Origin of the sequence: Mycobacterium sp. DL592 (assembly GCF_011694515.1) — a bacterium.
Taxonomy (GTDB): domain Bacteria; phylum Actinomycetota; class Actinomycetes; order Mycobacteriales; family Mycobacteriaceae; genus Mycobacterium.
Genome location: NZ_CP050192.1, coordinates 2,270,419 through 2,284,541 on the forward strand (window position 1 = coordinate 2,270,419; position 14,123 = coordinate 2,284,541).

Genomic DNA, 14,123 nt, shown 5'->3' on the forward strand with positions numbered 1-14,123 from the left:
CGGCGGGCACGCCGCCTGCCGGGGGTACGGTGACTGCTATGGCCGACGACTACATCCCACGCCACGCGAAACCCGAGGCGGAGCCGGCGACTGCGCCGCCACCGTCGCCGCCGGCGGCCCCCGCACCTGCACCTGCCGTGGACACCGGCTACACCGCCGATGGTGTGCCGACGTTTGACTCGGTGCGCGAAAAGATCGAGACCCGGTATGGAACCGCCCTGGGTTCAGCGGAATTGGACGCCGAGACACCGGAAGGCCGCAGCATCGAGGAGCAGTACGAGGCGCGGCAGCGGGCAGCACACGACAAGCTCGAAGAGATCCGCGCCTCGATGCGCAAGCCCGCCGACGGCTGAGCCCTTACGCGCTGACCTTACGTCGCTTGGTGGTCCGCTTCGGCGCTGGTGCCGCCAGAACCTCGGCGAGGAACTTGCCGGTATAGCTCTCCGGCACCGCGGCGACGTCCTCGGGTGTGCCCTCGGCGACGACGGTGCCGCCTCCGGCGCCGCCTTCGGGACCCATGTCGATGAGCCAGTCCGAGGTCTTGATGACGTCAAGGTTGTGTTCGATGACGATGACCGAATTGCCTTTGTCGACAAGGCTGTTGATGACCTTGAGCAGTTTGCGGATGTCCTCGAAGTGCAGACCGGTGGTGGGCTCGTCGAGGATGTAGACGGTGCGCCCGGTGGACCGCTTCTGCAACTCCGCGGCGAGTTTGACGCGCTGTGCTTCGCCGCCGGACAGCGTGGGCGCAGGCTGGCCCAGGCGCACATATCCCAGGCCGACATCGACGAGGGTGCGCAGATAGCGGTGAATGCTGGTGATCGGTTCGAAGAACTCGGCGGCATCCTCGATCGACATGTCGAGCACCTCGGAGATCGTCTTGCCCTTGTAGTGCACCTCGAGTGTCTCCCGGTTGTACCGGGCGCCCTGGCACACCTCGCACGGGACGTAGACGTCCGGCAGGAAGTTCATCTCGATCTTGATGGTGCCGTCACCCGAACAGGCCTCGCAGCGACCGCCTTTGACGTTGAACGAGAAGCGGCCGGGCTGATACCCGCGGACCTTGGCCTCGGTGGTGGCGGCGAACAATGTCCGGATCTTGTCGAACACCCCGGTGTAGGTGGCCGGGTTGGATCGCGGGGTGCGCCCGATCGGTGACTGGTCGACCCGGACCAGCTTGTCGACGTGCTCGAGCCCGTTGACGCGGGTGTGCCGGCCGGGAACCTGGCGGGCACCGTTGAGCTTGTTGGCCAGTACCGCGGCCAGGATGTCGTTGACGAGGGTCGACTTACCCGAGCCCGACACCCCGGTCACCGCCGTCAACACCCCGAGCGGGAAGGCGACGTCGATCTCGCGCAGGTTGTGTTCGCGTGCGCCGACGACGGTCAGCTGTTTGCGGCGGTCGGTGGGCCGGCGGATGGCCGGCACGTCGATGCTCTGCCTGCCGGACAGGTACGCACCGGTGATGGACTCGGTGTTCTTCAGGAGGTCCTGGTACGAGCCGCTGTGCACGACGCGGCCGCCGTGCTCACCTGCGGCCGGACCGATGTCGACCACCCAGTCCGAATGGGCGATGGTGTCCTCGTCGTGTTCGACGACGATCAGCGTGTTGCCGAGATCCCGCAGGCGCGTGAGGGTTTCGATGAGTCTGCGGTTGTCCCGCTGATGCAACCCGATCGACGGCTCGTCGAGCACGTAGAGCACACCGACGAGGCCGGAACCGATCTGGGTGGCCAGCCGGATGCGCTGGGCCTCCCCGCCGGACAGCGTGCCGGCAGCACGGGCCAGCGACAGGTACTCCAGGCCCACGTCGAGCAGGAAGCCCAGCCGCGACTGCACCTCCTTGAGGACCTGGCCGGCGATCGCCTGCTCACGCGAGCCGAGCGTGAGTTCGTTGAGGAAATCCGAGCAATCCGCGATCGACAGCTCACAGACCTCGGCGATGGACTTCGCCCCGTACTCCCCCGCGGCCAACGTCACGGCCAGGATCTCCGGCTTGAGGCGGGTGCCGTCACAGACCGGGCAGGGCACGTCACGCATGAAGCCCTCGTAGCGTTCCTTCATCTGCTCGGACTCGGTCTGCTCCATGCGGCGCTGCAGGAACGCCATCACACCTTCGAAGTCGGCATAGTAGGAGCGGGTTCGCCCGTAGCGGTTCTTGTAGCGCACGTGCACCTGCTCGTCGCAGCCCTCGAGGATCGCCTTGCGCGCCTTGAGCGGAAGCTTGCGCCACGGGGTGTCGGTATCGAACCCGAGCGCCTCCCCCAGGCCCGACAGCATGCGGGTGAAGTACTCGGCGTTGTGGCCCATCGACCACGGCGCCACCGCACCCTGAGCCAGCGTCAGCTCCGGATCGGGCACCACCAGCTCCGGGTCGACCTCCTTGCGGATGCCAAGGCCGCTGCATTCCGGGCAGGCGCCATAGGGCGAGTTGAAGGAGAACGAGCGTGGTTCGAGGTCGTCGACCGCCAGCGGGTGCCCGTTGGGGCAGGCGAGCTTCTCGGAGAACCGCTGTTCGCGGTGCGGGTGGTCGTCCTCACGGTCGACGAACTCCAGGACCACGATCCCGTCGGCCAGAGTCAGTGCCGTCTCGACCGAGTCGGTGAGGCGCTGCTTGGCGCTGGCCTTGACCGTCAGCCGGTCGACGACCACCTCGATGTCGTGCTTTTCCTGCTTCTTCAGCTTCGGCGGGTCGGTGAGCGGATGTACCACGCCGTCGACCCGGACCCGGCTGTAGCCCTGGGTGTTGAGCTTGTCGAACAGGTCGACGAATTCGCCCTTGCGGGTGCGCACCACCGGGGCGAGCACCTGAAAGCGGGTGCCCTCCGGCATGGCCAGCACCTGGTCGACGATCTGCTGGGGGGTCTGCCGGGCGATCCGCTCACCGCACACCGGGCAGTGCGGAGTGCCGGCCCTGGCGTAGAGCAGCCGCAGGTAGTCGTACACCTCGGTGATGGTGCCGACCGTCGAGCGCGGATTGCGGTTGGTGGACTTCTGGTCGATCGACACCGCCGGGGACAGGCCTTCGATGAAGTCGACGTCCGGCTTGTCCATCTGGCCCAGGAACTGGCGTGCGTAGGCACTCAGCGACTCGACGTAGCGGCGCTGGCCCTCGGCGAAAATGGTGTCGAACGCCAACGAGGACTTGCCCGACCCGGACAGCCCGGTGAACACGATGAGGCTGTCGCGGGGCAGGTCAAGGTCAATGCTTTTAAGGTTGTGCTCGCGCGCGCCCTTGACAATCAGCCGGTCAGCCACCAGCTCCCCTTCCTGCGGGTTTTCCGGGCACCCGACACATCACCCCATGCTATGTCGACCCTCCGACAAGTAACGTGGCGACCATGACAGTCGTCGACGACAGCTACACCGGGCACGTCGAATCCCGGACCTCGTCACGCCGCACCCTGCCCGGCGCGACGATCATCAAGACATCGGTGGGCCCCATGGACAACAACGCCTACCTGGTGACATGTTCCGCGACCGGCGAGAGCCTGCTCATCGACGCGGCCAACGACCCGGAACTGCTCGTCGAGCTGGTCGGCGAGCACGCACCGAAGCTGGCCCTGATCGTGACCAGCCATCAGCACTTCGACCACTGGCAGGCGCTGGCGGCGGTGGCCGAGGCCACCGGCGCGCCCACCGCCGTGCACCAGCTCGACGCCGAGCCGCTGCCGGTCAAGCCGGACAGGTTCCTGGCCAACGGCGACACCATCGCTGTCGGCGATCTCACCTTCGACGTCGTCCACCTGCGCGGCCACACCCCCGGTTCGGTCGCGCTGGCCTTACGCCCGACCGCCCAACGCACCGAGACGCACCTGTTCACCGGTGACTGCCTGTTCCCGGGCGGTGTCGGAAAGACATGGGAGCCAGGCGCTTTCGAGGAGCTACTCGGCGACGTCACCAGCCGGCTGTTCGGTACCTACGGTGACGACACCGTCGTATACCCGGGTCACGGCGACGACACCACGCTCGGTGCCGAGCGGCCACACCTGGACGAGTGGCGCGAACGCGGCTGGTGAACGTCCACTTGGCTTGACCAGCGCGTGTTCCAGGCCCAAGGGGTCTAGTGTCGACACCACCGAACATCAGGAGGGTCCAATGGGCTTCGATCCGAAGAATGCACTCGACGCGGCCAGGGACATCGCTACCCACGCCGTCGAGAAGGCCTCCGACATCGTGGAGGACGCCGCTCACGTGCTGCGCGGAAACGTCACCGAGGGAGTCAGCGCCATCGTCCAGGACTCCGTCGACATCGCCACCCACGCGGTCGAGCGGACCAAAGAGGTGTTCACCGCGACCGACGACCACACCCCCGAGCCGTAGCCGGGGCTCGGCTCACGCCGGAACGGCCACACCGTTGGAGAACTCCGAGGTGTCACGCGGACCGGTGTCGGGCGTCGCCGTCACGGTGATGTAACCCCCGGAGAGGGCCGCCGGGACTTGGAATGACAACTGCACATCACCGGCCGCGACGGAAGCCTGCTGGTACAGCAGCTGTTGGCCTTGCACCGCGGTAGTGCTCCCAGCCGCGGAGTAGAACGCCTGGACGGTGAAGGTGCCGCTGTAGTCGGGCCGCGACGTGATGGTGGCATCCACCGTCATCGTCGCCAGGGTGGGGTTGAGCGACACTGAATGGACTTGCGGCGTGGGCTGATTGCGGTTACCGCCATTGGTGAGGCTGATGCCGAGACCGTTGGCGCCGCCGTTGGCCGCTATCGAGTTCGACAGGATTGCGTTGCCGGTACCCGTGTCGACGATGACCCCGGCACCGACATTGTTCAGGATGGTGTTGGACGACACGGTCGCCCCGTCGGTATTCACCAGATCGATCCCGGCTTTTCCGTTGCCCAGAATCACGTTGTTGGTGACCTGCGGGTTGGTGGCTCCGTTGATCTGGATACCGTCGCGGCCGTTGGTGCTGATGGCGAGACCGGCGATGACGGATCCGGTCGACTCTCCGAGGACGACGCCGCTGTCGTGGAACTGGCGGATCACCCCACCGCCGGTGAACTTCGCCGTCACACCGTCACCGATATAGAGTCCCACATCGGCGGAGAAGCCCAGATCACCGGACAGTGCAACATATTTGGGAGCCAGCACGGTGGCCGAACCGCCGGAGGCGACCTTGACCGTGAGTCCGCCGAGCGGATTGCTCACTCCGACATCGCCGTTGAGCGATGCTGTCTTGCCGTCACCTGGCTGCAGCGTCAGCGTGTAGCCCGCAGCCGGTGTCGAGTCGATCCGACCGTTGAAGGTGATGTCGCCGCCCGATACGCTGGTCGGGCCGGTCAGCGTGGTCGCGCCCTGTGCCGAGAACGAGCCGCCGGCCGCGTACAGGCCGTTGAGCGACACGGGGTCGCCGTAGATCTGGTTGCCGGTGGTCTGCACCGACGCGGTGCTGGTGGTTCCGCCGGCATCAGTGGTCAGGCTGCCCAGCGCCAGCTGGCTTCCGACCTCCCGCGCGAAGGTGGTGTTTCCGCTGGAGTTCACGGCCAACGTCTGTGCTCCGCTGATGGAGTCGACCGTGCCGGAGAACCTGACATTGCCCGCATTGACAACGGTGTTGCCCAACAATGTGGTCACACCGGCGACGGAGAAGTCACCGCTGTTCGCGGTGTAGGTGCCGGTGAGTTGGGCGTTCTGGCGGTAGGTCTGGGCGCCCGTGGTCGTGACGGACGACAATGACACGGTGGCCTGGCCGCCGGTGGGCCGCAGCCAGATGACACCCTCGGCGACGTCGAACATCACGTCGAAGGCGTTGTAGAGATTCAGGCCCGTGTTGACGTTCTGGATGTTGTTGAGGGTCTGACCTTGCTCGTAGTTGACCAGGTTGACCGATCCGATGTCACCGGCGGGGAACGACCACGTCAACGGCGAGCGGCCCTGTGTGGTGGGGAAAACCGCGGTCAAGGTCGCGCCGGGCTGCAACTGCCCGCTGTCGTCAAAGGGGTTGCCCCCCTGGCCTTTCAGCCGGATCCCGGTGGATGGCGCGCCGCTGTCGATCAGCGACGGCAGCGTCGGGGTGACGCCGATCTGCTGTTGATCACCGGCCAGTGTCGCGGTGTAGCTCGGCGCGAAGCCGAACCAGCTCAGCACGTCGTACCCGGAGACCGGATAGGTGCCACCGCCAGGCTGTGGTGTCACCGGCACCGCATAGGGGAACTGGGCGCGCAGGGCGTCGGTGATGCCGACGGTCAGCTGCGGCTGAATTCCGATGGGGCCCAATTGAACCAGGAATCCGCTGGACAGATTACCGGGCAGCTGGAACAACGGGTTGGCGAGCGCGGTGCTGTCCCCGGGGACCGGCAAGGTGGTGAACGACGCGCCGAAGTCACCGAAGAACCTGTCCTCGACGGGCGGAGCGGCGGGGTTGGTGAAATCGAATGCGGTGCTGTTGTTGGCATTTCCACCGTTGAGAATGGCCGCGATCTGGATGGGCTGGCCGGTGGACACCGTCTGCGAGCCCGAACCGAGGGTGATGCGAGTATCGGCGATGACGCCGTTGTAGTAGATGCTCGACGAGTAGGTCTCCGAGATAGGCGTCGACGTCAGCGGGACGTTGCTCCAGAATGTCGGGTTGTAGCCCGCGAAGAATGCGATACCACCGGTGTCGAATTCGTAGAGCTGCGACGGGTTGTCACCGATCGCCACGTCGATGCCATACTTCACCGCCGCCGGCCCCGAGGTGTTGAACTCCGGAAGATAATGCAGCGGAATCGTTTTGGTGTCGGCAGACTGCGCAACGTTCAGCGGCGCGATGCCCTGTGTCACCAGGCTCGCAAGTGGGCTGTGGCCACCGACGGCAGCAGCGAAGCTGGTGGCGCCCAGAGCGGTCACCGTCAGGCCCTGCTTGCCGGCCCGGGCTGCATCGACTGTCCCGTTGAATGTGGCGTCGCCGAGGCCGGCATCGACTTCGACGTCGTCGGCCAGGATCACGGGGCCGTTGAACTGCACGCCGCCCAGACCGCGCACCGCATCACGCAACGTCAGGACACCACGGGTGACCGTGGCTGTGACCTGGCTGCTGAACGCCGCCCCGGCACCGAACCGAAGATCGTCGATCTGCGAGGTCTTCAGATTGCCGTTGACCGTGCCCGCGGTCAGCACCACACCGGCGCATCCCGCATTACCGCCGTTGCTCACCAGGACATCAATCGGGGTGGTGTCGTAGAAGCTCTCGGCGCCGACGAATCCAGGGTCCCCCGACACCTGCACCGCCGAACCGTTCTGGCGGAAGTACGCGACGCTGCCGGTATTCACTGTGACGTTCAGCGAGTTACCCACCATGCTCGCGGTGACACCCTCCGGGACGAAGAACAGGCCCCGCCGGATCAGCACCAACGCCCCGGCGACCAGATCGGAGATCGGCGAACCGGGGAAGCTGGACAACAACGTGAATGCCGAATTGAACAGGTGGTTGACGACCGTGCCGACCGCCTGGGTGATCGACGGCGCCTCCAACCCCCAGCACGCCGCGCATCCACTATTGCCGACCGACAGCGCCGCCACCCGATCCCGCGCCGCGACCGGGAACTGTCCGACCGCACCAGCGGCGGACGTTACGGTCAGCTCAGGATCGATTGCTGCACCCGAAACCGGCTGCGCTGCCGTGATGTTCACGTCCGGCGACAACTGACCGGTTCGCAACGCTGATACCGGTGGCCGCACCACGGCACCGGCACCTCGGGCACGCTGGGCCGCGGCGGAACCAACCGGCGCCCGGCCGCGGCGATCGGCGCGCGTGACGCCGGCTGCCGGCCTGCCTGACCGCGCGGTCGCCCCGGTGCGATTCCCGGCAGCCGCACTCGCCGAGTCCGCCGTCGTTGTCGAGTCGCTGTCGGGTCCGTCGGCAGTCGCCACCGCAACTTGCGGACCCGTGAGCGACACCCCGACGACGAAGGCTGCCGCCGCAAACCGCATGCTCCGAGAAACCACGATTCCCCCCGATCCCGGCCGGCCGTTGTTCGGCCAAAGCGTACCGACACGCTGTTTGCCGCACAGGAATTTGCGCGAGTGTCACTAATCGAGGTTTGGGGGCCTCAGATCCAGCCCCGCCGCCTGAACGCCAGATACAGCAGACCCGAGGTCACCAGAATGATCGCCGCGCTGGCGATGACACCGGCCGCGCTCTGAAAGCCCGGGTACGGCACATTCTGGCCGTACCACCCGGTGACCGCCGTCGGGACCGCGATGATGGCGGCCCAACCGGTGAGCTTCTTCATGATCGTGTTCAGCCGGGCGTCTTGCAGGGAGAGGTTCGTCTCGAAGACGGTGGTGATCATGTCGCGCAGCGACTCGGTCCACTCGGCGGCACGGATCACGTGGTCGTAGAGATCGGCGTACCAGCTGTCGAGCTCGATGGTGTCGCCACGTTCGGCACGGCGACGCATGATCGTGTTGATGACCTCGCGCATCGGCAGCACGATGCGGCGCAACTCCACGAGTTCCTTACGCAGCCGGTAGGTGTCGCGCTGGAACTTTCGAGTCACCGCCCGGTCGTCGAACAGACCGTCCTCGAGGGCCTCGATGGCGTCGTCGAGGTCCTGAATGGTCTCGAACTGGCCGTCGACGATCACGTCGAGCAGGCCGTGCAGCAGCGCCGGGCTGCCGAGCCGCAACAGGTCGGTGTTGTCGTCCCAGCGGCGGACCGCCTCCTCGACGTCGAAAACCGGTCGCTGCGGGTCGATTTCGTGGCGCACCGTCACGACGCCGCCGTGCAGCACGAAGATGGACACCCGTGCGGTGAGCAAGCGGGACTGGAGGTCATCTGGCAACTCGGGGCCGAGCGCCGTGGCGTACACCGTCAAGAAGGTGTGGGTCGTGTAGCGGGTGGCTTTGGTGCGTTCACTGCGCTCGACGACATCTTCGACGGCGTGCGCGTCGAGATTGAGTTCGTCAGCCAGCCGGCACAACGTGTCGTGATCGGGGTTGCACAGGTCCACCCAGACCAGCGCGCGGTCCTCGCCGAGATGCGTCGAGACGTCCGCGAGCGGAAAGTTCTCCGCTTTGAGCTCACCGTCGATCCAGAGCCGGGTGCGAACGGTGTCCTGGGGCGTGCTCACGGCCGTGGTCTGGTGACGACGCGGACTCAGCCCGTGGTGTGCACGATCAGCACGTCGCTCTTGGAGCGGCGTGCCACGTTGGCGGGCACCGAACCCAGGAGACGGCCGGCGATGGTGCTCAGGCCGACATTGCCGACGACGAGGAGGTCGGCGTTGGTCTCTTCGGCCAGCTCCACCAGGGCGTCGACCGGGGCGCCGACGACAGCCCGCTCCTCGACATCGGCGGCGCCTGCGGCCTTGGCCCGGTCACGTGCTTCGCGGAGGATCGCGTAGATGGGGGCATTGCCCGCCATCTTGTAGCCCTCGTCCTTCAACAGATCGGCTGCCCGGGTGTCCTCCGAGGCGGGGAAGTAGGCGGTCGCCACGATGACCTTCGAACCGGGATCGGAGGCGAGCTGGCCCGCCCGATCGACCGCACGCAGCGAGGAATCCGAGCCGTCCGTTCCGACGACCACGGTCTTGTAACCGCCCATTCGTACCCTCCAGTCTCCAATGACAGCGCCATCGGGAACAGTAACGCCTCTTCACCACGCCAGGGTGCGATTCACCCCAGCTGGCATTTGCACAACGTTTCGACGAGTCACTTTACCGGCCCAAACGCAGCCATCGTTAGTCCCGTGAGTTTCGCGACAGCAACCCGAATTGCGAATCGGGACCGCACACAATGACCTTTGTCGGCTGCGCCACACCAATGCCCTATATGCAAATGCAGCCGCCAAATCGATGTCGCCGGGCGTATGCCGCGCGGTCGGCCGCCGTGCACGTTACCGTTTGGCACACCAACGGACATGGGTACGAGATAACCGGCGTGAGCACTACTTTCCGGCCAGAGCGAAGCACTGGCGTCCTCGAGCGGTCAGGGGATCCCCGACACTTCGATGCTGTGGCCGTCGCGATCTTCGCCATTGCGGTCAGCGCGGCGGGGGCAGCCCGGCCATCGTTGTGGTTCGACGAGGCCGCCACCATCTCCGCCTCCACGCGCAGTTTCGCCGAATTGTGGCGAATGCTGGGCAATATCGACGCCGTCCACGGCCTCTACTACCTGCTGATGCACGGCTGGTTCGCGGTCTTCCCGGCGACCGAATTCTGGTCGCGGCTGTCGAGCTCGCTGGCCGTCGGGGTCGCTGCGGCCGGTGTGGTCGTTGTGGGACGCCAACTCTCCACGCGCCCGGTGGCGGTGACCGCGGGCGTGGTGTTCGCCCTTCTCCCCCGCGTCACCTGGGCCGGTATCGAAGCCCGCTCGTATGCGTTGTGCATGGTCGCCGGGGTATGGCTGACCGCCCTCTGCGTCACCGCGATTCGGCGCAACCGGCCGCGATGGTGGGCCGGCTACGCGGCACTGGTCCTTCTCGGCACGCTGTTGAACGTCTTCGTGGTGCTCATCGTCGGCGTCCACGCCGTCCTGGTGGGCGTCTCGTCGGACTCGCGCAGCATCCGATTGCGTTGGGCCATGGCGGCGCTGGCCGCCGTCGTGCCAGCGGTGCCGTTCCTCTACTTCACCCAGACGCAGGTGTTCCAGATCGGGTGGATCTCCCCCCTGGGCCTCCACACGGTCGGAAAGATCCTGCAGGAGCAGTACTTCGATCATTCGCTGACGTTCGCGATACTGTCGGCGCTGGTCATCGTCGCCGGAGTGGTGTGCCGGTCCCGGGCCACCTTGGCCGGCACGCAGCCCGCCCGGCTGGTCATCGTGGCGATCGCCTGGATCGTGATCCCCACCGCCGCGCTGCTGGTGTACTCCGTTGTGCGCCATCCGGTGTACTACCCCCGGTACTTGTCGTTCACGGTGCCTGCGGTCGCACTGCTGATCGGACTGTGCGTCGTGAACGTCGGACGCTCACGCGCGGGTGTGGCGGGGCTGCTGCTGCTTTTCGCCCTCGCAGCGACGCCCAATTACCTTGCTCAGCGCGGCCCGTATGCGAAGGAAGGGATGGACTACAGCCAGGTGGCTGACGTCATCACCCGCTACGCGAAGCCGGGTGACTGCCTGATCATGGACAACTCGGCGGCCTGGAAACCGGGGCCGATCCGGCCGCTGATCGCCGCGCGCCCCGCTGCCTTCGAGAAGCTCCGCGACTACGGCCGCGGGACGCCTGCGATTGCGCGAAACCGATTGTGGGACAGCCATATCGCAATCTGGCGATGGGCCGACAAGATGCCCGGTTGCCCGACCATCTGGACAGTCACCGAGCGTGACACGACGCGTCCCGACCACGAGCAGGGCACACCGCTGGCGGCGGGACCACGTCTGGGCCGTGCCATGGCGTATCAGGTTCCCAGCCGGTTCGGCTTTCGTGTTGTGGAGCGCTGGCAGTTCAGCTTCGCCCAGGTGACCAAGTCGACGCGCTAGGCGAAATCACGAGCTAGTCGTCGAACCAGCGGTTGGCCTTCGGCAGATCGGCCCCGAGCACCGCACCGGCGGGGGCGCCGGCTGGTGCACCGGACTCCGAACCGGGCTTGGTGGCCGACCATCCGGTGCCGACGCACAGCAGGTCGCGCGGCGTCGAGATCGTCGTCGGCAGCGGAATGCCGAAGCCGGGGATACCCGGGATCGTCACCTGCGGCGGCGACAGCAGCGTTGCGACACCTTGTGCCACCGCGGGCAGAACCTGGGCAGGTGGCGTCGGCAGCGATCCCGCCGCGTTGGCGATCGGCGCAGCCGGGATCAGGCTCGGCAGCCCCGGGGTGCTTGCCGCGGCGTTGACGCCGGGGGTGCCGGGAACCGCCCGCGGCGGTGTCGCCGGGTAGGCGTCGATATTGCCGATGGGGCTGCCCGGCGTCCGCGTCGGCGGGGTGGGCGGCGTGCCGCCGGTGGTGACGACCGGGGTGCCAGGAACCGCGGCGGGCGGAGTCGGCGGGACCAGACCCGTATCAACAACCGGCACACCCGGAACCGCCGCAGGCGGAGTCGGCGGGACCAGACCCGTATCAACAACCGGCACACCCGGAACCGCCGCAGGCGGAGTCGGCGGGACCAGACCCGTATCAACAACCGGCACACCCGGAACCGCGGCGGGCGGAGTGGGAAGCCCACCGCCACCGCCACCGCCCGGGAGGCCCGGGACGGCCGCCGGCGGAGTAGGCACCCCGCCACCACCACCACCGACAGCGGCGGCAGGCAGGGCTGCCGGCGGTGCCGGCAACCCGGCAGCGGCAGAGGCGATCGCTTCGGCGGGAACTCCAGCCGCCGGGCTGACTACGCCGGAGGTGTCTGCGATCGGAGCGCCGACGGCGCCCGCGGCGGCAGCTCCGCCACCCGCACCGGCACCAGCACCGGCACCACCGCCGCCGCCGGCTCCAGCGCCGGCTTGCAGGGCGGCGTCGGAGAGTTGACCTGAGCTGTCGGCCAGCGCGGCACCCGCGGGAGGCACCACGCCGGAAGCGTCGGAGATCGCGCCGGCAGGCACGCCCCCGGCTGCGGGGACACCGCCGCCGCCACCGACCGGGGCGCCGGGGATCGCTGCGGGCGGGGTCGGCAGACCGCCGCCTTCGCCGCCGCCGGGCGTACCCGGGACAACCGCCGGAGGCGTACCGCCACCTTCGACAACCGGACCACCAGGCGTACCCGGCACCGCCGCCGGAGGCGTACCGCCACCTTCGACAACGGGACCACCAGGCGCACCCGGCACCGCCGCCGGAGGCGTACCGCCACCTTCGACAACGGGTCCACCGGGCGTACCGGGTACCGCGGCCGGCGGCGTACCGCCGGTCTGGACGATCGGTGCACCGGGCGAACCGGGGATCTCGGCGGGCGGAACTCCGCCGCCCTCGACGACCGGCCCGCCGGGGGTGCCCGGCACCATTGCGGGCGGGGTGCCCGCGGTCTCGACGGACGCGGCGGCAGGAGCACCGGGAACCACGGCGGGCACACCGGGAACACCTTCGGCGGCAACAGCTCCGGGCGTGCCCGGAACGGCGGCCGGCGGCGTGCTGATGCCGGGGATGGACGCTGCGCTGGGCACACCGGGCAGGGTCAGCGGCGGGGTGCCGGGAACCTGCAGTGTGCCGCCGCCCACCGAGCTGCCCGGGATCGACAGCGGCGGAGGAGGCAACGTGGACACCGAATTGTTCACGGCAGCACCAGGATTGGCCACCGGAGGAACGCCGGGTGTCTGCACCGATGCGGCGGCGGGCGCGGCGGGGGTTTCGACGCCGGGAGCACCGGGGGTACTGACCGACACCGGGATCTCGGCGCCGGGGGTGCCGACCCCTGCAACGGGCGGGGTGTCCACCGCTGCAGCGGCGGGAACTCCAGGAACCCCGGCGGGGGGCACCGGAGGTGTTGCGGCGGTGTCGGTCACGAGCCCGCCGGGCACACCGCCGGGCGGAGTCCCGGGGAAGGGAACAGCGTCAGCAGCGGGGACTCCGGGGACAGCGGCCGGAGGTCCTGGGGGCACGTTGACTCCCCCGCCGGCGGGCACGCCGGGCACGCCGCCGGGCGGCCCGGGCGGAACGGCTGCGGCCTCGGGGATCGGAACGCCCGGGACAGCAGCCGGCGGTCCGGGCGGTACCACGGCGGCTGCGGGAACCGGAGCACCAGGGACGGCGGCCGGCGGAGCCGGAAGCGCACCGGCGGCATCGGCAATGGGGGCACCGGGGGCCGCGGCAGGCACCGGGGCAAGCGCACCGGCAGCATCCGAGATGGCCGCACCGGGCACACCGCCCGGCAGCGCGCCGGCAGCGTCGGCGATCGGGGCACCGGCGGCACCTGCGCCGCCACCGGCACCCGCACCTGCGCCGCCACCGGCGGCGCCGATCTGTGCACCGGCTTCCAGGCCTGCCGACGCGTCGGCGATCGGGGCACCCGCAGCACCGGCGCCGCCACCGGGAAGGCCTGCCGCGGCGTCAGCGATAGGCGCACCGGGAACTCCGGCGGGCGGAAGTCCTGCTCCCGCCGGCGGGGCGACGACGCCGCCCGGAGGTGTCGGAACGCCACCGACCAGACCGCCCGGGGGCGTCCCGGGAACTGCGGCGGGCGGGGTGCCGGTGCCGCCGACGATCCCGCCGGGCGGGGTGCCCGGCACCGCGGCAGGCGGGGTGCCGGTGCCGCCGACGATCCCG

Annotated in this window: 9 protein-coding genes; 4 read left to right on the top strand and 5 right to left on the bottom strand. The window is 68.4% G+C overall.

The window, feature by feature from the left end; all coding sequences use genetic code 11:
• Positions 1 to 38: 38 nt before the first annotated feature.
• Positions 39 to 353, top strand: coding sequence for a hypothetical protein (locus HBE64_RS10995; RefSeq protein ID WP_243841576.1), 315 nt, complete (start codon positions 39 to 41; stop codon positions 351 to 353).
• A 4-nt stretch (positions 354 to 357) separates the two neighbouring features.
• Here HBE64_RS10995 and uvrA read toward each other — a convergent pair whose 3' ends face one another.
• Positions 358 to 3,258, bottom strand: a complete 2,901-nt coding sequence (gene uvrA / locus HBE64_RS11000; protein ID WP_167101538.1) for an excinuclease ABC subunit UvrA — start codon at positions 3,256 to 3,258, stop codon at positions 358 to 360.
• An 83-nt stretch (positions 3,259 to 3,341) separates the two neighbouring features.
• Here uvrA and HBE64_RS11005 point away from each other — a divergent pair, with 83 nt between their 5' ends.
• The gene (locus HBE64_RS11005) at positions 3,342 to 4,019 is read left to right on the top strand and encodes an MBL fold metallo-hydrolase (RefSeq protein WP_167101541.1); all 678 of its coding nucleotides are present in this window, start codon (positions 3,342 to 3,344) and stop codon (positions 4,017 to 4,019) included.
• A gap of 79 nt (positions 4,020 to 4,098) precedes the next feature.
• The gene (locus HBE64_RS11010; protein WP_167101544.1) at positions 4,099 to 4,323 is read left to right on the top strand and encodes a hypothetical protein; all 225 of its coding nucleotides are present in this window, start codon (positions 4,099 to 4,101) and stop codon (positions 4,321 to 4,323) included.
• Between the two features lie 12 nt (positions 4,324 to 4,335).
• Here HBE64_RS11010 and HBE64_RS11015 read toward each other — a convergent pair whose 3' ends face one another.
• The 3 genes from HBE64_RS11015 to HBE64_RS11025 all read right to left on the bottom strand — a co-directional run bounded on the left by HBE64_RS11015 (position 4,336) and on the right by HBE64_RS11025 (position 9,535).
• Positions 4,336 to 7,671, bottom strand: a complete 3,336-nt coding sequence (locus HBE64_RS11015; RefSeq protein WP_167101547.1) for a right-handed parallel beta-helix repeat-containing protein — start codon at positions 7,669 to 7,671, stop codon at positions 4,336 to 4,338.
• A gap of 368 nt (positions 7,672 to 8,039) precedes the next feature.
• Entirely contained in the window at positions 8,040 to 9,062 is a 1,023-nt protein-coding gene (locus HBE64_RS11020) for a magnesium transporter CorA family protein (protein WP_167101550.1), read from the bottom strand.
• Positions 9,063 to 9,088: 26 nt separating this feature from the next.
• Positions 9,089 to 9,535, bottom strand: coding sequence for a universal stress protein (locus tag HBE64_RS11025; protein ID WP_167101553.1), 447 nt, complete (start codon positions 9,533 to 9,535; stop codon positions 9,089 to 9,091).
• Positions 9,536 to 9,945: 410 nt separating this feature from the next.
• On the opposite strand from HBE64_RS11025, the gene HBE64_RS11030 reads away from it, so the two are divergent.
• The gene (locus HBE64_RS11030; protein WP_243841577.1) at positions 9,946 to 11,412 is read left to right on the top strand and encodes a glycosyltransferase family 39 protein; all 1,467 of its coding nucleotides are present in this window, start codon (positions 9,946 to 9,948) and stop codon (positions 11,410 to 11,412) included.
• A 13-nt stretch (positions 11,413 to 11,425) separates the two neighbouring features.
• Here the strand turns inward: HBE64_RS11030 and HBE64_RS11035 are convergent, their stop codons facing one another.
• Positions 11,426 to 14,086 (bottom strand): hypothetical protein, encoded by a 2,661-nt coding sequence (locus HBE64_RS11035; protein WP_167096570.1) that lies wholly within the window; start codon positions 14,084 to 14,086, stop codon positions 11,426 to 11,428.
• Between the last annotated feature and the right edge of the window lie 37 nt (positions 14,087 to 14,123).